Source organism: Pseudonocardia sp. N23 (assembly GCF_002583555.1).
Classification (GTDB): Bacteria; Actinomycetota; Actinomycetes; order Mycobacteriales; family Pseudonocardiaceae; genus Pseudonocardia.
The window spans coordinates 54,650-73,578 of record NZ_BEGX01000045.1 but is presented as its reverse complement, the minus strand read 5'-3'; the positions used below and the strand labels follow the sequence as shown (position 1 = coordinate 73,578).

The 18,929-nt window shown below is 72.9% G+C and carries 19 protein-coding genes; 12 read left to right on the top strand and 7 right to left on the bottom strand.

Going from position 1 to position 18,929, the window contains the following annotated elements:
- Positions 1-49 precede the first annotated feature (49 nt).
- The 4 genes from TOK_RS12430 (at position 50) to TOK_RS12410 (ending at position 3,747) form a co-directional block, all read left to right on the top strand.
- On the top strand, positions 50-724 hold the full coding sequence (locus TOK_RS12430; protein ID WP_098958042.1) for an MBL fold metallo-hydrolase: 675 nt from the start codon (positions 50-52) through the stop codon (positions 722-724).
- Between the two features lie 369 nt (positions 725-1,093).
- Positions 1,094-1,621, top strand: coding sequence for an SRPBCC family protein (locus TOK_RS12420; protein WP_098957991.1), 528 nt, complete (start codon positions 1,094-1,096; stop codon positions 1,619-1,621).
- 35 nt (positions 1,622-1,656) lie between these two features.
- Complete coding sequence (locus tag TOK_RS12415) at positions 1,657-2,280, top strand: LysE family translocator (protein WP_098957990.1); 624 nt, start codon at positions 1,657-1,659, stop codon at positions 2,278-2,280.
- A gap of 270 nt (positions 2,281-2,550) precedes the next feature.
- On the top strand, positions 2,551-3,747 hold the full coding sequence (locus TOK_RS12410; RefSeq protein WP_098957989.1) for an LCP family protein: 1,197 nt from the start codon (positions 2,551-2,553) through the stop codon (positions 3,745-3,747).
- A 20-nt stretch (positions 3,748-3,767) separates the two neighbouring features.
- On the opposite strand, the gene TOK_RS12405 is transcribed toward TOK_RS12410, so the two are convergent.
- Positions 3,768-3,950: a hypothetical protein gene (locus tag TOK_RS12405; RefSeq protein ID WP_098957988.1), complete on the bottom strand. Its 183-nt coding sequence runs from the start codon at positions 3,948-3,950 to the stop codon at positions 3,768-3,770.
- Positions 3,951-4,113: 163 nt separating this feature from the next.
- On the opposite strand from TOK_RS12405, the gene TOK_RS12400 reads away from it, so the two are divergent.
- The gene (locus TOK_RS12400; protein WP_098957987.1) at positions 4,114-6,219 is read left to right on the top strand and encodes a S9 family peptidase; all 2,106 of its coding nucleotides are present in this window, start codon (positions 4,114-4,116) and stop codon (positions 6,217-6,219) included.
- Positions 6,220-6,234: 15 nt separating this feature from the next.
- Here TOK_RS12400 and TOK_RS32580 read toward each other — a convergent pair whose 3' ends face one another.
- Positions 6,235-6,384: a hypothetical protein gene (locus TOK_RS32580; RefSeq protein ID WP_172457538.1), complete on the bottom strand. Its 150-nt coding sequence runs from the start codon at positions 6,382-6,384 to the stop codon at positions 6,235-6,237.
- Positions 6,385-6,561: 177 nt separating this feature from the next.
- On the opposite strand from TOK_RS32580, the gene TOK_RS12395 reads away from it, so the two are divergent.
- The 6 genes from TOK_RS12395 to TOK_RS12370 all read left to right on the top strand — a co-directional run bounded on the left by TOK_RS12395 (position 6,562) and on the right by TOK_RS12370 (position 12,449).
- Positions 6,562-6,936: an FKBP-type peptidyl-prolyl cis-trans isomerase gene (locus TOK_RS12395; RefSeq protein ID WP_098957986.1), complete on the top strand. Its 375-nt coding sequence runs from the start codon at positions 6,562-6,564 to the stop codon at positions 6,934-6,936.
- Complete coding sequence (locus tag TOK_RS12390; protein WP_098957985.1) at positions 6,933-7,454, top strand: metallophosphoesterase; 522 nt, start codon at positions 6,933-6,935, stop codon at positions 7,452-7,454. Before TOK_RS12395 ends, TOK_RS12390 begins: the two co-directional genes overlap by 4 nt.
- 75 nt (positions 7,455-7,529) lie before the next feature.
- Positions 7,530-7,820, top strand: a complete 291-nt coding sequence (locus tag TOK_RS12385; RefSeq protein ID WP_098957984.1) for an antibiotic biosynthesis monooxygenase — start codon at positions 7,530-7,532, stop codon at positions 7,818-7,820.
- Positions 7,821-7,965: 145 nt separating this feature from the next.
- Positions 7,966-10,863 carry an alpha/beta fold hydrolase gene (locus TOK_RS12380; protein ID WP_253258347.1) on the top strand — a complete coding sequence of 966 codons (2,898 nt, stop codon included), beginning with the start codon at positions 7,966-7,968 and terminating at the stop codon, positions 10,861-10,863.
- A complete protein-coding gene (locus tag TOK_RS12375) occupies positions 10,860-11,840 on the top strand; it encodes an ABC transporter permease (RefSeq protein WP_374754890.1) in 981 nt (326 codons plus the stop codon). Before TOK_RS12380 ends, TOK_RS12375 begins: the two co-directional genes overlap by 4 nt.
- Before the next feature lie 156 nt (positions 11,841-11,996).
- On the top strand, positions 11,997-12,449 hold the full coding sequence (locus tag TOK_RS12370; protein ID WP_098957983.1) for a hypothetical protein: 453 nt from the start codon (positions 11,997-11,999) through the stop codon (positions 12,447-12,449).
- Between the two features lie 133 nt (positions 12,450-12,582).
- Here the strand turns inward: TOK_RS12370 and TOK_RS12365 are convergent, their stop codons facing one another.
- Entirely contained in the window at positions 12,583-13,536 is a 954-nt protein-coding gene (locus tag TOK_RS12365) for an EamA family transporter (protein ID WP_098957982.1), read from the bottom strand.
- Between the two features lie 71 nt (positions 13,537-13,607).
- On the opposite strand from TOK_RS12365, the gene TOK_RS12360 reads away from it, so the two are divergent.
- Complete coding sequence (locus TOK_RS12360; RefSeq protein ID WP_098957981.1) at positions 13,608-14,522, top strand: LysR family transcriptional regulator; 915 nt, start codon at positions 13,608-13,610, stop codon at positions 14,520-14,522.
- Between the two features lie 236 nt (positions 14,523-14,758).
- Here TOK_RS12360 and TOK_RS12355 read toward each other — a convergent pair whose 3' ends face one another.
- The 4 genes from TOK_RS12355 to uvrB form a co-directional block, all read right to left on the bottom strand.
- Complete coding sequence (locus TOK_RS12355; protein WP_098957980.1) at positions 14,759-15,181, bottom strand: VOC family protein; 423 nt, start codon at positions 15,179-15,181, stop codon at positions 14,759-14,761.
- 3 nt (positions 15,182-15,184) lie between these two features.
- Positions 15,185-15,376, bottom strand: coding sequence for a hypothetical protein (locus TOK_RS12350; protein WP_098957979.1), 192 nt, complete (start codon positions 15,374-15,376; stop codon positions 15,185-15,187).
- Positions 15,377-15,381: 5 nt separating this feature from the next.
- The gene (locus TOK_RS12345) at positions 15,382-16,611 is read right to left on the bottom strand and encodes a glycosyltransferase 87 family protein (RefSeq protein ID WP_253258346.1); all 1,230 of its coding nucleotides are present in this window, start codon (positions 16,609-16,611) and stop codon (positions 15,382-15,384) included.
- Positions 16,612-16,723: 112 nt separating this feature from the next.
- Positions 16,724-18,919 carry an excinuclease ABC subunit UvrB gene (gene uvrB / locus TOK_RS12340; protein WP_098957977.1) on the bottom strand — a complete coding sequence of 732 codons (2,196 nt, stop codon included), beginning with the start codon at positions 18,917-18,919 and terminating at the stop codon, positions 16,724-16,726.
- Positions 18,920-18,929 lie beyond the last annotated feature (10 nt).

The following is an 18,929-nucleotide window of genomic DNA, read 5'->3' as shown; positions in this document are numbered from 1 at the left end:
CACACATGTTCGACACCGTGCGCGGCGGGGCGCCGCTAGGGTGACGCACGTGGACGTCCTCGACGAGTACACCGGTCACACCGAACCCGGAGGCGCCGCGATCCGTCGCGACCTCGGCGCACTCACCATCACGAAGGTCTCCGTCGGTCCGATGGACAACAACGCCTTCCTCCTCGTGTGCGCGGCGACGCACGAGGCGTTGCTGATCGACGCGGCGGCCGAGCCCGAGCGGCTGGCGGACCTGGTCGGCAGCGGCCAGGACCGGCCCGAGCTCAAGCACCTCGTCACCACCCACCAGCACTGGGACCACTGGCAGGCGCTCGGCGCGGTCGCCGGGATGTTCCAGCCGCGGCTCATCTCGCACCCGCTCGACGCGCCCGCGTTGCCGATCCCGATGGACGTCGTGGTGGACCAGGGCGACACGGTGTCGTTCGGCGAGATCGAGCTCGACGTCGTGCACCTGCGCGGACACACCCCGGGCTCGATCGCGCTCGTCTACCGGGGCGAGGGCGGCACCCACGTCTTCACCGGCGACTCGCTGTTCCCCGGTGGGCCGGGCAAGACGGATTCCCCCGCCGACTTCTCGTCGCTGATCGACGACCTCGAGACCCGGGTGTTCGGCGAGCTGCCCGACGAGACGTGGGTGTACCCGGGTCACGGGGACGACACCACGATCGGCACGGAGCGGCCGTCGCTGCCGGAGTGGCGCGCGCGCGGCTGGTGACCTCGACCGACCGCAGGGGTGCGGGCCCGGCTGCACGGTGGGAGCGGCCGGGACCGGGTCACCAGTTCTTGTTCGACTCCCTGTGCGCCCCCGAGATGGTGGAGGTCACCGAGGCGTGCATCCCTGTCGTCGTGTCTGTCCGAGTCATGTTCCGCACCGCCTTCCGAGCATCCCGGAACGACCCGCTCGCCGTTCCGAACGGTCCACTCTGCATCAGCGGTGGATACATTCGTAGCCGAGCATCGCGGGTTGACTCGATCGGGTGACGTACAGGTGCCGTGAGCAGCCGAAACACCACTATCCCGACCGGCCGGACGGCGGTCGCCGGTCCGCTGGGCTCCGTGCGGGTCGCGGTGTCACGATGTGGGCATGGCAGAGCCGCAGGCACCGGACAGCACCACGCCCTCGTCCGCGACACCCGAGCGCATCGAGGTCTCGCGGACCGTCCGCGCCGACCCCGCGACGGTCTTCGCCCTCCTCACCGACCCGCAGGGACACGTCGCGATCGACTCCTCCGGCATGCTCATGGGCGCCGACGGTGAGCGGGTGACCGCGGCCGGCGACACGTTCGTCGTCCACATGGACCGGGAGGCGCTCGGCGACGTACCGCTCGGCGAGTACGACGTCACCGTCACGATCCGGGACCTCGAGCCGGACCGGTTGATCTCCTGGACGATCCTCGGCAAGGTCCGGCCCCAGATCGGGCACGTCTACGGCTACCGGCTCGCGCCGGTCGACGGCGGAACGGAGGTCGTGTCGTTCTACGACTGGACAGACATCCACCCCGACTGGCGGGCCCGCGACATCTTCCCCGTGATCTCGGAGGCCGCCCTCAAGGCGACGTTGGGCATCCTCGCCCGCACCGTCGCGCCGTACCGTGGAGCGGACCGCAGCTGACGGGACGGCCACGCCGCCGCGGGTAACGTCGCGCCGTGACCTGGACGTCCTACAGCGCCTTCCTGCTCATAGCGGTCCTGCTGGCCATCGCCCCCGGACCCGACACGCTGGTCCTCGTCCGCAACGCACTCGCAGGTGGACGTCGCGGCGGGATGTGGGCCTGGGCCGGGATCACGCTGGGCAACGTCGTGCAGGGCTCGGCCGCCGCGCTCGGGCTGGGCGTGCTCATCGCCCGCTCGCACACGTTGTTCACCGTGCTGCGCTGGGTCGGCGCGGCGTACCTGCTGGTCCTGGGCGTGCAGACGCTGTGGGCGGCATGGCGGCGCGACCCGGCCGCCCTGGAGGCGATCGTCCGCCGTCCGGGCCGCGGGTTCCGCCGGTTCCGCGAGGGGTTCCTGTCCAACGTCACGAACCCGAAGGCACTGGTCGTCTACCTGTCCGTGCTGCCGCAGTTCCTCGTCCCTGGCGTCACGTCGACGTTCGGCACGTTGCTGCTCGCCTACACCATCGCGACGGTCGGCGCGGTGTGGCTGCTGGGCGTGGTCGTCGTCGTGCACCGGGTCCGGGACTGGCTGGGCCGGCGCCGGGTGCGGCGCGCGATCGACACCGCGACGGGCACTGCGCTGCTCGGGTTCGCGGTGGCACTGGCGGCGGAATGACCGCGACCGGCTCCGCCGCGTGATCAACTGTCACCGTCCGTGATGACAGGTGCCGTAGGTCACGTCCGCTCACTCGCGAGAGCCTGCGAGTCACCCCGCCGTATCCATAGAGTGGCCGACATCGACCGTGCGACGCCCCTGGTTTCGCGTCGCCGCGTCGGGCTCCGCGCCCAGTGAGGAACGGGCCGGGGTCTGGACAAGCGTGGCGAGGGGCAGGGACAGGTGCGGCGGGCGGCGGGCGCGCGGCGGCGATGGGGACTGGCCGGAAAGGTGCTGGTCACCGTCGTCTCATTGGTCGTGCTCACTGCGGCCGGGTACGGCTGGTCGACGTTCCGCGCACTCGCGGGCTCCATCGTGACCAGCGACGTCCTGAGCGGTGGCGAACCGCAGACGGGTGCCCCGTCACGGACGATCACCGCGCTGGTCGTCGGCGTCGACAGCCGGACCGACGCGCAGGGCCGCCCTCTCCCCCGGGACGTGCTCGACAAGATGCACGCCGGGCCCGACGACGGGCAGCTCAACACCGACACGATCATCCTGCTGCGGATCCCTGCCGACCCGGGCAAGCCCGTCGTCGCGGTGTCCTTCCCCCGCGACTCCTACGTGAAGCTCGCCGGCGACTACGGCACCCACAAGATCAACTCGGCGTACGGTCGCGCGGTCACCGACGCGACCCGCACCCTGCAGGACCGGGGCCTCGACGCGGAGACGGTCCGCAGGCAGGCGCTCGAAGCGGGCCGAAAGGCACTCGTCGCGACGGTCACCCAGCTCACCGGCATCGTCGTCGACCACTACGCGGAGATCAACCTCGCCGGGTTCGTCGAGCTCACCGACGCGATCGGCGGGGTCCCGGTGTGCCTCACCGAACCCGTCGACGACGCGCGTTACTCCGGCGCGGTCCTGCCTGCGGGCCCGCAGACCCTCGACGGCGCGAACGCGCTGGCCTTCGTCCGGCAGCGGCACGGCCTCGAGGGTGGCGACCTCGACCGGATCACCCGCCAGCAGGCCTACATGGCGGGACTGGCGAACACGCTGCTCGGCGGCGGGGCCCTCGCCGACCCGGCGACCGTGCAACGGCTGCTGAGGATCATCGGCCGTTACGTGGTGCTCGACCAGGGCTGGGACCTCGACCAGCTGGTCGGCCAGGTGCGCCGGGTCTCGGCGTCGAACGTCGAGTTCCACACCATCCCGACGCTGGGGTCCGACCTCTCCACGCCGTACGACGGTGTCGCGGTGCAGATCGACGCAGACGAGGTCCGGACGTTCGTCCGCTCCACCCTCGACGGCCTGCCCGTCCCGACGACGAGCGTGGCGCCGACGACCGCACCCACCAGGACGGCACCGCCGACCGCGCCGCCCACGACCGGTCGCACGTCCGCTCCGGTCACCACCGGGGTCACGACCGGCAGCGCGACCACCACCGAGCCACAGCCCATCACCGGCGCGACGGTGCCCTGCGTGAGCTGACTCCCTGACCGCTCCGAGGGTCAGTCACCGTGCGCGATCTGGTCGGCCCGCTCGCGGATCTGCTCCGTCGACCAGGCCGCGATCTCACGCAGCTGCTCCACGATGGCGACCTCGACGGCCGCGTGCACCGCGGCGGGCGACACCTGAGGATCGACGGACCGCGCGGCCGCGAGTGAGCGGCCGGACAGGTACAGGTTGATCATCGTTGCAACTCCCCTCGTCCGGAGACCCGAACGCAGTTCACTCCCTGTCAACGGTGTGTCGCGCGTCACGACACGGTCCCGATCGGGTGTCGGGGGCGAACGGTCGTCGTCACGGGTGTGGCGGCGCCGCGGCGTCGGCGAGCGGGCGGCAGACTGATCCACCGTGACCGACAGCTTCCCCCGCCGGCAGGCCCGTACCCGGCGGTTCACCCTGGGCGCCCCACGCGGCGCGGTCCTGTCCCCCGACGGCAGGCGAGTCGCGTTCCTGCGCAGCCGCAGTGGCATCGACCCCGTGACGTGCCTGTGGAGCCTGGACCTCGACACCGGCGACGAACGGCTCGTCGCCGACCCACGAGCGCTGGAGGCCGCGGGCAGCGCGGAGGACCTGCCGCCGCAGGAACGTGCCCGCCGCGAACGGGCCCGCGAGCAGGCCGGCGGCATCGTCGCGTTCGCGACCGACCGGCCGGTGACGATGGCGGCGTTCCCGTTGTCGGGCAAGCTCTACGTCGCGGAGTTCGCGTCGGGCCTTACGCCGCGGCTGGTCGAGACCCCGGTCGGCGTCGTCGATCCGAGACCCGACCCGCAGGGCCGCCGCGTCGCGTTCGTGGTGGGCGGCGCCCTGTACGTTCACGACCTGGTACCCCGGCTCACGACGCTGCTCGTCCGCCCGGACGACGACGACGCGACGTGGGGGCTCGCCGACTTCGTCGCGGCCGAGGAGATGGGCCGCATGCGCGGCCACTGGTGGGCGCCCGACGGTGACCGGCTGCTCGTCGCCCGCGTCGACGACGATCCCGTGCACCGCTGGCACATCGCCGACCCGGCCAACCCGGACCGCGAACCGGTGCGCGTCGCCTACCCGGCCGCCGGCACGCCCAACGCCGAGGTGACGCTGCACCTGGTCGCGCTCGACGGCGTGCGGGTGCCGGTGACGTGGGACGCCGCGGCGTACGAGTACGTCGTCGACGCCACGTGGGACACCGCCGACCTGCTGCTGACGGTGCAGTCGCGCGACCAGCGGGCGCTGCGGGTGCTGCGCGTCGACCAGCGGACCGGGGCGACGACGGAGGTCGCCGCCCTCGACGACCCCGACTGGGTCGACATCGTGCCGGGCGTGCCCGCGCACCTCGGCGGCGAGCTCGTCACGGCCGGGGCGCACGACGGCGCGAACCGCCTCTGCGTCGGCGGCACCCCGGTGACGCCGACGTCGTTGCAGGTCCGGGCGTTGCTCGACATCGACGGCGACTCGCTGCTGTTCAGCGCGTCCGGTGCCGACCCGGCGTCGACGGGGCTGTGGACATGGTCACGCGAGGGCGGCCTCGTCGAACGGACCCCCGACGCCGGGGTGCACTCGGGCCGGCTGTCCGGCGGGACGCTCCTCGTCACCCGTGCGTGCCTGGAGTCCGAGGGCACGACGACCGTCGCACACCTGCCGACGGGTGCCGCCCGGACGATCGCGTCGTTCGCCGAGCCGGCCGGCCTGGACCCACGGCTGGAGCTGACCACCGCCGGCAAGGGCGCTCTGCGCACCGCGTTGCTGCTGCCGTCGTGGTGGGAGCCCGGCACACCGCTGCCGGTGCTGATGGACCCCTACGGCGGGCCGCACGCGCAGCGCGTCGTCGCGGCCCGCAACGCGCACCTGACCAGCCAGTGGTTCGCCGAGCAGGGGTTCGCGGTCGTCGTCGTCGACGGGCGGGGAACGCCCGGGCGCGGCCCCGCGTTCGAACGGGCCGTGCACGGCGACCTCGCCCAGCCGGTGCTCGACGACCAGGTCGACGCCCTGCGCGACCTCGCGACGCGCCACCCCGATCTCGACCTCGACCGGGTCGGCATCCGGGGCTGGTCGTTCGGCGGGTACCTCGCCGCGCTCGCGGTGCTGCGCCGCCCCGACGTCTTCCACGCGGCGGTCGCGGGCGCGCCCGTCACCGACTGGGCCCTCTACGACACCCACTACACCGAGCGCTACCTCGGCACGCCCGACGCCGACCCGGAGGCCTACGCGCGCTCGTCGTTGTTCGACGACGTCGCTGCGGCGCGCACCCCGCACCGGCCGTTGCTGCTGGTCCACGGCCTGGCCGACGACAACGTGGTCGCCGCACACACGCTGCGGCTGTCGTCGGCGCTGCTGGCGGCGGGCCGCCCGCACAGCGTGCTGCCGCTGTCGGGGGTCACGCACATGACGCCGCAGGAGGTCGTCGCGGAGAACCTGCTGCTCCTGCAGGTGGACTTCCTGCGCCGGGCGCTGGGCGTGCCGTCGCCGCCCGTCTGAGTCCCCGCGGGCGGGCTACTCGTGCGCGACGACGCCGATCGGCCGGGCCACGACGAGCAGCAGCGGCGTCGGCGCCACCGACACGATGCTGACGTCGAGCAGGCCCATGAACCCGGCGACGAGCGTGACGGTCGGTGCGCGCCACCGCTTCGGGTCCGTTCGCACTCCTCGTCGGCCTTCTCGCCGGTGCTGTCGGATCGGGGCTGCGGCACGCGCCCCAGTCTGTGCCGCACGGTCCCGCGCCGCGACCGCGACAGGCGTGTCTGGCAGGGTGGTGGGCCGCACGGCACCGGCCGTCCGGTGCTGCCGCGACCCCGAGAACATGATCGAGAAGGAGAACCCGTGACGCTGCAGAAGCCCGAGGTCGAGCCCATCGACGGCGAGGCCCCCACCGACCTGCGGGTCACCGACATCACCGTCGGCGACGGCGCCGAGGCCAAGGCCGGGTCGTTCGTCAGCGTCCACTACGTCGGCGTCGCGCACTCGACCGGCGAGCAGTTCGACGCCTCCTGGGACCGGCGTTCGACGCTGGACTTCCCGCTCGGCCAGGGCCGCGTCATCGCCGGCTGGGACCAGGGCGTGCAGGGCATGAAGGTCGGCGGCCGTCGCCGGCTGGAGATCCCCCCGCACATGGGCTACGGCGACGCCGGCGCCGGCGGCGTCATCAAGGGCGGCGAGACGCTGATCTTCGTCGTCGACCTGGTCGGCGTGCGCTGAGCCGTCTGCTGATCATCAGCGACACCCACGTCCCGGGCCGCGGCAGGGTGCTGCCCGCCGCGGTCCTGGACGCGGTCGACGACGCCGACGTCGTGATCCATGCCGGTGACTGGGTCGGGGTCGAGGTGCTCGACCAGCTCGGGACCCGCGCCGCCCGGCTCGTCGGCGTGTACGGCAACAACGACGGCCCGCAGCTGCGGGCCCGGCTGCCGGAGGTCGCCCGCGTCGAGATCGGCGGGGTGCGGCTCGCCGTCGTCCACGAGACCGGGCAGGCGGGCGGCCGCGAGCGCCGGATGGACCGGCTGTACCCCGCCACCGACGTCCTCGTCTTCGGCCACAGCCACATCCCGTGGGACACCACGAGCCCGGCAGGAATGCGGCTGCTCAACCCCGGCTCCCCGACCGACCGGCGACGACAGCCCACCCACACGTGGATGACGGCCTCGATCGACCACGGCGCGCTGCGCGACGTCACGCTGCATCACCTGGAAGGCCCACCGGGCGACTCCGGGCGGTGACGACCGTTGCAACGCTCGGCGATTCGCGGCCCTCACGAGGTGACCGGAGCCACCCGATGGACAAGGATCATCCGCATGGTGCTCGAGATCGCCGACTTCGACATCCGCCCCGGGACCGAAGACCAGTTCGCCGCCGCCTACCTCCAGGCGCGCGACCTGCTGGCCGCGACCCCCGGCTTCGTCTCGGCGCGTATGACCCGCGGTATCGAGTCGCCCAGCCGCTTCGTGCTGCTGGTCGAATGGCAGAGCGTCGAGGCGCACACCGTCGGCTTCCGCGGATCCGACCGCTTCCCGAAGTGGCGGGAGATCATCGGGCCGTTCTTCGCGGGCGACCCGAGGGTCGAGCACGCGCAGGACGTCCGCTGACCCGGCCCCGACCGTGCCGGGGGTCGCGCCCCGGGACCGGGTTCGTGGTCGTACCGACACGGCCCTGAGAGTGCGCTGAGGCCTGCTCACCGGTACCCGACACGACTACGCATAACGTCGTGGAGTGCCCCGACTTCCTCGGAGCGTGCGTACGCGCGCGCTCGTCGCCGTCGTGGCCGTCGTCGTGGTCGCCGCAGGAGTCATCCTGTTCGCGACCACGCGCGGCGGTTCGAGCGACTCCGGCGTCCGCACCTCCGAGCAGCGCATCGAGGTGAGCGGCGGCCCCGGCGTCGGGACCCCGGTGAGCCTGGACACCACCCTGTACCTGCCTGCCCGTACCCCCGCGCCCGCCGTTCTCGTCGCGCACGGCTTCGGGGGCAGCAAGGCCTCCGTCGACGCCGACGCCCGTGACCTCGCCGCCCGCGGCTACGTCGCGCTGGCCTGGTCGGCCCGCGGCTTCGGGACGAGCGGCGGCCAGATCGCACTCGACTCCCCCGACTACGAGGTCGCCGACGCACGCAGCCTCGTCGACTGGCTCGCCCAGCGACCCGAGGTGCAGCTCGACGGGCCGGGCGACCCCCGCGTCGGCGTCACCGGCGGCTCCTACGGCGGCGCGCTCTCGCTGATGCTCGCGGGCTACGACAAGCGGGTCGACGCCCTCGCCCCCGTCATCACCTGGAACGACCTCGGCCAGGCGCTGTTCCCCGACGCCACCGGCACCCCGCCGCCGGGCGCCACCCCCGCCGCGCGGACGTTCGGCACCGACGGCGTGTTCAAGCGCGGCTGGGCCGGCGTGTTCTTCTCCGCCGGCGCGGCACCCACGGGCGGGCAGTCCGCGCAGGCCTCGGTCCTGGGCGGCGGCAACAGCGGGTCCGACGACGCCACCGCGACGACGGGGCAGAGCACCGACCCGGCCGCCACCGGCTCCGGGCCGGCGACCGGGAGCGGCTCGTCGGCGCAGGTACCACCAGGGACGTCCCCCGGCACGCCGCTGACGTGCGGCCGGTTCACCGCCGAGGTCTGCGCCGCCTACACCGAGGCCGCGACGACCGGGCGGCTGTCCCCCGCGACGGCCGACCTGCTGCGCCGCTCGTCACCCGCCTCGGTCACCGACCGGATCACCGCGCCCACCCTGATCGTCCAGGGCGAGCAGGACACCCTCTTCGGCCTCGACCAGGCCGACGCCAATGCCCGCCAGATCGCCGCGGCAGGCGGCACCGTGCGCGTCGTCTGGTACGCGGGCGGCCACGACGGCGGCGCCCCCGGCACCTCGGTGCGCGACGACATCGGCGAGTGGTTCGACCACTACCTGATGCGCACCGGCCCCGCGCCGACGTCCGGGTTCGCCTACGCCGTGCAGAGCGGCGTCCGCGCGGGCGGGTCGACCCCCACCGGCCGCACGATCGTCTCCGACACCTACCCCGGTCTGGCCGGCAACGCGCCCGTCACCACGAGGACGCTCGGCCTCACCGGCGCACCGCAGGACGTCGTGAACCCGGCCGGTGGCAACCCGGCGGCGATCACGTCGCTACCCGGACTCGGCGGGGCGCTCGGCAGCCTCGCGGGCAGGCTCTCCGCGTTCACCTCGGAGCTGCCCGGGCAGTCCGCCCAGTTCCGCACCGAACCGTTCACGGAGTCCACGACGCTCGCCGGCGCGGCACGGGTGTCCCTGACGGTCGCGCGCTCCCCCGGCCAGCCCGCGGGCCCCGAGGCCGTGCTGTTCGGCAAGATCTCCACGCTCTCCGCCGACGGCCGCCGCGTCCTTCTGGGCTCGACGGTCGCGCCGATGCGGGTCCCGGTGCCCGCCGACGGCTCGGCCACGACCGTCACTGTCACGCTGCCCGCCGTCGTCGCGCCCGTGCAGGCCGGCGACCGGCTGCTCGTCTCGGTCAGCACCACCGACCAGGGCTACGCCGCCGCGAACGATCCCGCCGTGTGGCGGATAGGGCTCGCCGACACCGGTTCCCCGGCCGCGCTGACGTTGCCGTCGGTACCGGGACGGGCCGTCACCGCGAACACCGTGCCCGTCGGCTACCTCGTCGGCATCGGGGTCATCCTGGTCGGCGCGCTGCTGGCCTGGGTCGTCGCGCGGTCGCTGCGGCGCCGCAGGCTCGCCCCCACCCCCGACCCGGCCGCACTGCCGCTGGAGATCCACGGCCTCGCCAAGACCTACAAGGGCGGGTTCACCGCGGTCCGCGACGTGTCGTTCGACGTCCGGCCCGGCATGGTGCTGGGTCTGCTCGGCCCCAACGGCGCCGGCAAGACCACGGTGCTGCGCATGCTGATGGGCCTCATCCGGCCCACCAAGGGGACGATGAGCGCCTTCGGCGAACCGATCGGCCCCGGCGCCCCCGTGCTGGCCCGCATCGGCGCGTTCGTCGAGGGCCCCGGCTTCCTCCCGCACCTGTCCGGTGCCGACAACCTGCGCCTCTACTGGGCCGCGACGGGCCGCCCGCCCGCCGACGCCCACGTCGAGGACGCGCTCGCCATCGCCGGGCTCGGCTCGTCGGTCGACCGCCGGGTCGGCGCCTACAGCCAGGGCATGCGCCAGCGGCTCGCCATCGCCCAGGCCATGCTCGGCCTGCCGGAGCTGCTGCTGCTCGACGAGCCCACCAACGGGCTCGACCCGCCCCAGATCCATGCGATGCGCGAGGTCCTGCGCCGCTACGCCGCCGACGGCCGCACCGTCCTGGTGTCGAGCCATCTGCTGGCCGAGGTGGAGCAGACCTGCACACACGTCGTCGTCATGCACAAGGGCCTCGTGGTGGCCGACGGCACCGTCGACGAGATCATCGCGGGCGGCGGGGCGGCGAGCTTCACCGTCGACGAGCCGCAGCAGGCCGCCGCGGTCCTGGGCGGCCTCGACGGCGTCCGTGACGTCGCCGTCGACGGCACCCTCGTGCACGCGGAGCTCAACGGCATGCCGCGGGCCGCGGCCGTGCAGGCGCTGGTGACCGCCGGGGTTGGCGTGCAGTCCGCCGGACCCCGGCGCAGGCTGGAGGACGCGTTCCTGCAGCTCGTCGGAGAGGATGCGACCCCGTGAACGAGCCCGACCCGACCACCAACGGCACCGCGCCGCACCCCACCCTGGTGTCGCCGGCCGCCGGATCAGGGACCGGCACCGCGCTCGAGGCCGCTGAGGCGTCGACCCGGCGCGGGCACGTCGGCGGGTTCTCCGCGCCCGTGCCCACCGAGCCCTACGACGTCGCCCGCACCATGCCGCTGCGCGTCGAGATGATCCGCCAGCTGCGCCGCCGCCGCACCCAGGTCGCGTTCGCACTGGTCGCGCTGCTGCCCGTCATCCTCTGGATCGCCTTCAGCCTCGCCGCCGACGGCCCGCCCGGCGCGTCGGTCAACCTCGTCGACCTCGCGAAGGACAGCGCGGCCAACTTCGCGGTGTTCGCGCTGTTCGCCTCCGCCGGGTTCCTGCTCGTCGTCGTCGTGGCGCTGTTCTTCGGCGACACCGTCGCGTCGGAGGCCAGCTGGTCGAGCTTGCGCTACCTGCTCGCCGCGCCCGTCCCGCGGGCGCGGCTGCTGCGCCAGAAGGCGATCGTCGCCGGCGTGCTGTCGCTCGCGGCGCTGCTGCTCCTGCCCGTCGTGTCGCTCGTCGTCGGGGCGATCGCGTACGGCGCCGGCGACCTCGTGGCACCCACCGGTGAGTCCCTGTCGTTCTGGACAGCCGTCGGCCGGGTCCTGCTCGGAGCGGTCTACCTCGCGCTGAACATGAGCTGGGTCGCCGCGCTCGCGCTGCTGCTGTCGGTGAGCACGGACGCCCCGCTCGGCGCCGTCGGCGGCGCGGTGATGACGTCGATCGTCTCCCAGATCCTCGACCAGATCACCGCGCTGGAGGACCTGCGCGACTACCTGCCGACGCACTACGCCAACGCCTGGGCCGACCTGCTGTCCACCACCGTCGACTGGGGCGACATGACCCGCGGCGTGTTCTCCGCGTTCTGCTACGCCGCCGTGTTCTGTGCGCTCGCGGTGTGGCGGTTCCAGCGCAAGGACATCACCAGCTGACGACGTCCACCCTGCACCGATGCCGCCACGACCGGCGGTCCCCCCTCCGAGGTACAGGTGCTTGTTGATCTTGTAGTAGCGTCCCGGAGTCGAGATCGGCATGCCCCGACAGGCCGATCCGATACCCCCGAGAGAGACCGAAAGGACCGTCCGGCAGTGGCCCAGACGCTTGAAGAGATCCTCCTGAACCCCGCTCGCCGTCCCGCGGTGATCACCGACCTGCAGCAGCTGGTCGACGCCGAGGTCAGCGACAAGAACGGCGTGTCCGGCGCGGTCATCAAGACCGGCTACGGCGCAGTCAAGAAGATCAAGCCCGGCATCGTCGAGTCGGCCATGAACCGGATGCTCCCCGAGTTCGCGGACGCCCTCGAGCCGTTCTACGGCGAGTTCCGCGCGACCGGTGGTGGCGACTTCGGTGCCTTCCTCACCGCCCGCTCCGACGCGGCTGCCGACGCGCTCCTGAACGTCACCGACGAGCGCGCGCAGCACACCAGCAGCGACGCCGCGAAGAAGGTCTACGCGAAGCTGCGCCCGAACGGCAAGAAGAACGTCGAGGAGGCGCTGCCCCGCCTCGGCCAGCTGATCGAGCGGCACGCGGCCAACGTCTGACGCCACCCGCGCCCGACCGGAGGGCGGCGACCCCTGGCACGGGGTCGCCGCCCTCCGTCGTCTCCGGACCTGCCCAGGGCTCGCCTTTCAGAGGCGGGCGGCCCCTGTTGCACGAACGGCACAGTGGTGCCGTTCAGTTGCGGGAAAGGGCCGTTCGTGCGGGGTCGGAGGCCGGGCCCGGACCGGCCGGGGCCGTCGGCGCCAGGGGTGACCCTGCCTGCGCGGCGGGGCGCATCGAGCCGAGCAGCACCCCGCCGACGACCACCGCGCCCCCCACGAGCTCCACGATCCCGGGCCGCTCGCCCAGCACCAGCGCCGCCGTCGAGATGCCGACGATCGGGACCAGCATCGAGTACGGCGCCACGACACCGGCCGGGTAGCGCCGCATCAGGGCCGTCCAGATGCCGGTGCCCATCACCGTCGCGAACACCGCCAGGTAGACGATCGCGCCGATCCCCGCCCAGCCCGACGGGGTGAACGCCGTCCGCAGCGCCTCCAGGTCGGCCGCCGGGCCCTCGGTCAGCAGCGACAGCGCCAGCAGCGGGACGGGCGGGACGACGCACATCCACAACGTCAGCCGCATCGGGTCGGGCGGGGCCGCCAGCCGCCCGCACAGGTTGCCCAGCGCCCAGCTGAGCCCGGCGAGCAGCGTCAGCAGGACCGGCACCAGGGCCGCCACCTGCGCCTGGGACACCGCGATCGCCGTCAGCCCGGCCGCGGCTGCGACGATCCCGGCGACCTGACGCCTGCTCGGCCGCTCCCGCAGCAGCAGCGTGCCGAGCACCACGGTCAGCGGGGCCGACGACTGCAGGACCAGCGACGCCAGGCCCGTCGGCATCCCGACGTCGATCGCGACGAACAGGAACACGAACTGCAGCGTGCCGAACCCGAGCGCGTAGCCCAGGAACCAGCGCAGCGGGACGGCCGGCCGCGGCACGAACATGATCGTCGGGACGGCGATGAGCGTGAACCGCAGACACGCCAGCAGCAGCGGCGGGAAGTGCCCCAGACCGATGTGGATCGCGAGGAAGTTCACGCCCCACAGCACGGCGACGAAGGCGGCGAGGAGGCGGTCGCGGGGTGTCACCCGTCCACCGTCACCCGCGAGATCGTGGAAGTCGATCGAAAAGAACTGAACGGATCGTTCAGAATGTCTTCATGGACGTCCAGCGCCTGCGCGTACTGCGTGAGCTCGCCGACCGGGGCAGTGTCACCGCCGTGGCCGCCGCCCTGTCCTACACCCCGTCGGCCATATCCCAGCAGCTCAAGGCCCTCGCGGAGGAGGTCGGCACTCCGGTGACCGAGCCTGCGGGCCGGGGTCTGCGGCTCACCGACGCCGGTGCCGTTCTCGTCGAGCGGGCCGAGGAGGTGCTCGCGGCGATGACCCGCGCCCAGGCCGCAGTCGACGCGCTGCACTCCGAACCGGCCGGCGACGTGACGGTGTCGTTCTTCCCCTCGGGTGCGCGGATGATCCTGCCCGGCCTGCTGTCCCGGTTCACGACGGGGCCGATCGGCGTGCGCGCCGCCGTCGTCGACATGACGCCCGGCGAGGTGCCCGCCCTCGCCGCGGAGTTCGACATCGTCGTCACCCACCACGACGAGCTCAGCCCGCCACCCACCTACGACGCCCGGCGCTGGATCACCGTGCCGCTGCTGCGCGAGCCCCTTGACGTCGTGCTGCCGCCCGGGCACCGGCTCGCCCGCAGGCGGGGGCTGCGATTGGCCGACCTGGCCGGGGAGGACTGGATCAGCGTGCACGTGGGCTGGCCCGTCGACGACGTGCTCCGCACGATCGCCCTGCGCACCGGCGCCCGGCCACGCGTCGTCCAGCGCATCAACGACTTCGCGGTCACCGAGGAGCTCGTGGCCGCGGGCCTGGGCATCGCCCTGCTCCCCCGCTACTCCACCGACGACCGCGGTGGCCGCCGGCTCACCCGTCGCCCGCTGCGCGGGGTGCGGGCCGCGCGCCGGGTCGAGGCCGTGGCCCGGGCGGCCACAGCCGCCCGCCCCGCGGTGGCCGCCGTGCTCGATGCCCTGAAGGCCGAGGCCGACGCAGTCGTCGCGCGCGGCTGACCTCGCCGCTGCCGCCGCCGACCCACCGCCCCGACACGTGCCGAGCTCGACACAAGGCTGGGTCGGATCACCCACTGCAGCAGTCCGGCGTCGAACCCGGCGGGTCGCCGCGTCCGACTCCGCGGAGCCTGGCGGCTGCCGAGCGCACCGAACTCGACGTCAGGCCGCTTCGCTCATCAACAACGGCGGTCCCGCGTCGAACTCGGCGGGGTCATCGGGGACGTCCGCACGGCTGGTCACTGCAGGCAGAACTCGTTGCCCTCGGGGTCCGTCATCACCAGGCACCAGCCGCCGGGCTCGTCGACGACCCGCAGGAACGTCGCGCCCGCCTCCTCCAGCGTCGTCCGGTGCGCGAGCGCGGCCGCCTGCCGGTCCTCGGCACCGGCGCCGACGTTGACGTCGAGGTGCACGCGGTTCTTCGCCGTCTTGCCCTCCGGCACCTTCTGGAAGAAGAGCCGTGGGCCGGCGCCGTCGGGGTCGACCGCGGCCGAGGCCCGGTCGTGCTGGTCCTCCGGGATGCCGATGGACACCAGGAACGACGGCCAGTCGTCGAAGCCGGGCGGCGGGGGCTGGATGACGTAGCCGAGCGCGAGCGCCCAGAACTCGGCGAGGCGTCCGGGATCGTGCGCGTCGAAGGTGATCTGGACTCCGATTCCCATGACTCACCCTGGCACGGACGTCCGACAGTTCGGGCACGGCTCGCCCACCCGCCGTACGGACCCCCCGAGACCGTTGCCCCCGAGGACGACGAAGATCTTGGCGCCCACCTCGGCGACGGTGTCGCCGTCCCACGGCTCGTCCTCGGTCGCGCCCGGCCTGGCCAGCGCGTCGGCGACGAGCTCGGCGTGGTCCACCCCGATCAGGACCCGGTGGCCGGCGCCGACGCTGCGAGGCGACGCTCCCGGCCCGGCCCGTACTGCCACCAGCCGACGGCCAGCAGCACGACCGCGACGATCACGTACGTCGCCCCCGCGATCTGCTCCCACCCGTTCCAGTGGGCCTCACGGCCCTCGTCGTGCGGCAGGAACCGGAACGGTGCGACGTAGAACGCCACCACCAGCACCGCGGACACCGTCGCCCAGCCCGCCGAACGGCCGCGCAGGGCGTGCCCGATCGTGACGACGAGCGCCGGCGCGATCCACACCCAGTGGTGCGACCACGACGTCGGCGACACCAGCAACGCGAAGGCGGCGACGGTGACGAGCGCGAGCGGACGGTCGCCGTGCCGGACGACCGGCACGATCAGCGCGAGCAGGACCAGCGACGCGAGCGCCCAGATCGCCGTCAGCGTGAACCCGGCGACGCCCATCCGCGCCAACACGGCCTGGATCGTCTCGTTGGTGTAGAACAGCGACCCGCTCACGCCCGCTGCGGGCCCGCCGAACCAGTACCGCGCCGACGACGCCGGGTCGACCAGGAAGCCCACCCCCGTGGCCGCCGCGGCGGTGACGACCACGACCGCGGCGGACCTGTAGTCACGGCGCAGCAGGAAGTACAGGACGAAGGCTGCGGGGGTCAGCTTGATCGCCGCCGCGATGCCGACGAGCAGCCCCCGCGGCCAGCGCGTGCGGACCGTGAGGCAGTCGACCGCGACGAGCGCCATCAGCACCAGGTTGACCTGGCCGAACTCGAACGTCTCGAGTACCGGCTCGATCCACAGCGCCAGCGGCAGCCCCAGTGACGCGACGGCGATCGCACCGCTGCGCCCACCGGCGGCCCAGCACCGCACGGCGACGACGTAGAGCGTCACCGCGAGGCTGGCGAACGACACCGCGAACAGCGCGACCCAGGCCACCGCCCACGGGACGAGCGCCAGCGGCGTCAGCACCATCGCGGCGAACACCGGGTAGATGAAGGGCAGCGCGAGTCCGCTGACCGTCGGCGGCAGCGGGCCGTACATGTCGCCGCCGGCCAGCCAGGTGTCGACGCCGAGCCGGTAGACCTCGAGGTCGATGTGGTAGCCGTGGGTGTGCAGCAGCAGCGCCGTGAGCGCCACCGCGAGCAGCGGCACCGTGACCACGAAGGTGTTGCGCGGCACGGTGAAGCGCCCACGCAGCACCCGGCCGAGCGCAGCCGTAGCCGACGGCATGCTCGAGACGGTCACGCGTGTCCTCCGGCCGTTGACGCGGTGCAGGTCACGCACCACGGTAGCCAAGGCCGTCACGGCCGGTCGCGCGGGGCGAGCAACGCGGCGCGGCGTGTCACCGGATGCCGGCCGCGTCCATCCCCCTCATCTCCTTCTTCAGGTCGGCCACCTCGTCGCGCAACCGCGCCGCCAGCTCGAACTGGAGGTCGCGCGCGGCGGCCAGCATCTGGTCGCTGAGCTGCTGGATGAGGTCGGCCAGCTCGGCGCGGGGCATGTTCGCCGTGTCGCGGCCCGCGACGATGCCGGAGCTCGCCGCGGCGCGGCCGGGCTCGCCCGCCGCCCGCTTGCCGCGCGACTGGTTGCGCCCCGACCCGCCGACGGGAACCTCGCCGTCCTCCGCCTCGCGGTAGACCTGGTCGAGGATGTCGGCGATCTTCTTGCGCAGCGGTTGCGGGTCGAGACCCCGCTCGGTGTTGTAGGCGACCTGCTTGGCGCGGCGCCGGTCGGTCTCGTCGATGGCGTGCTGCATCGACTCGGTGATCCGGTCGGCGTACATGTGCACCTGACCGGAGACGTTGCGCGCCGCACGCCCGATCGTCTGGATCAGCGACGTGCCCGACCGCAGGAAGCCCTCCTTGTCGGCATCGAGGATCGCGACGAGCGACACCTCCGGCAGGTCGAGACCCTCCCGCAGCAGGTTGATGCCGACGAGCACGTCGTACTCGCCCGTGCGCAGCTGCCGCAGCAGCTCGACACGGCGCAACGTGTCGACCTCGGAGTGCAGGTACCGGACCCGGATGCCCAGCTCCAGCAGGTAGTCGGTGAGATCCTCGGCCATCTTCTTGGTCAGGGTGGTGACCAGGACGCGCTCGTCGCGCTCGGTGCGCAGCCGGATCTCGTGGACCAGGTCGTCGATCTGGCCCTTCGTGGGCTTGACGATCACCTCCGGGTCGACCAGTCCGGTCGGCCGGATGACCTGCTCGACGAACTCCCCGCCCGTACGCGACAGCTCGTAGTTGCCCGGGGTGGCCGACAGGTACACGGTCTGGCCGATCCGGTCGGCGAACTCCTCCCAGGTCAACGGACGGTTGTCGACCGCCGACGGGAGCCGGAACCCGAACTCGACGAGGTTGCGCTTGCGGGACATGTCGCCCTCGTACATGCCGCCGATCTGCGGCACCGTCACGTGGGACTCGTCGATGACCAGCAGGAAGTCGTCCGGGAAGTAGTCGATCAGGGTGGCCGGGGCGGTACCGGCGCCGCGCCCGTCGATGTGGCGGGAGTAGTTCTCGATGCCGGAGCAGAACCCGACCTGGCGGATCATCTCCAGGTCGTACTGCGTGCGCATGCGCAGCCGCTGGGCCTCCAGCATCTTGCCCTGGCGCTCCAGCTCCGCCAGCCGCTCCGCCAGCTCGGCCTCGATGTCGCGCACCGCGCGTTCCATCCGCTCCGGACCCGCGACGTAGTGCGTCGCCGGGAAGATGCGGACCATGTCGACCTGGCGCACCACGTCGCCCGTCAGCGGGTGCAGGTAGTACAGCGCCTCGATCTCGTCACCGAAGAACTCGATGCGGATCGCCAGTTCCTCGTAGGCCGGGATGATCTCGACCGTGTCGCCCCTGACCCGGAACGTGCCGCGGGCGAACGCCACGTCGTTGCGCGTGTACTGCACGTCGACCAGGGCTCGCAGCAGCTGGTCGCGCTCCACCTCGGCACCGACCGTGAGCTCGACCGACCGGTCGAGGTAGGACTGCGGAGTGCCCAGGCCGTAGATGCACGACACCGACGCCACCACCACGACGTCGCGCCGCGACAACAGGTTCTGCGTCGCCGAGTGCCGCAGCCGCTCGACGTCGTTGTTGATCGACGAGTCCTTCTCGATGTAGGTGTCGGTCTGCGCGATGTACGCCTCGGGCTGGTAGTAGTCGTAGTACGAGACGAAGTACTCGACCGCGTTGTTGGGCAGCATCTCCCGCAGCTCGTTGGCCAGCTGCGCCGCGAGCGTCTTGTTCGGCGCCATCACCAGCGTGGGCCGCTGGACCCGCTCGATCAGCCATGCTGTGGTGGCCGACTTGCCGGTACCGGTGGCGCCGAGGAGGACCACGTCCTGCTCGCCGGCGCGGAGCCTGCGTTCCAGGTCGTCGATCGCGGCCGGCTGGTCGCCCGCCGGGTTGTACTCGCTGACCACCTCGAACCGGCCGCCGGTACGGGGGATGTCGCCCACCGGGCGGTGCTCGGAGTGCGCCACGGGCATGCCCTGCCGGACGTGCACGTCGGCGGCGCTGCCGGGGACCTCTGTCGCGAATGCCACGATTCCAGAG

Coding starts and splice junctions, on each gene's coding strand:
- TOK_RS12420 (WP_098957991.1), top strand. CDS start 1,094: ATGGCAGAGCCGCAGGCACCGGACAGCACCACGCCCTCGTCCGCGACA.
- TOK_RS12360 (WP_098957981.1), top strand. CDS start 13,608: ATGGACGTCCAGCGCCTGCGCGTACTGCGTGAGCTCGCCGACCGGGGC.
- TOK_RS12345 (WP_253258346.1), bottom strand. CDS start 16,611: ATGCCGTCGGCTACGGCTGCGCTCGGCCGGGTGCTGCGTGGGCGCTTC.
- TOK_RS12355 (WP_098957980.1), bottom strand. CDS start 15,181: ATGGGAATCGGAGTCCAGATCACCTTCGACGCGCACGATCCCGGACGC.
- TOK_RS12405 (WP_098957988.1), bottom strand. CDS start 3,950: ATGATCAACCTGTACCTGTCCGGCCGCTCACTCGCGGCCGCGCGGTCC.
- TOK_RS12385 (WP_098957984.1), top strand. CDS start 7,530: ATGGTGCTCGAGATCGCCGACTTCGACATCCGCCCCGGGACCGAAGAC.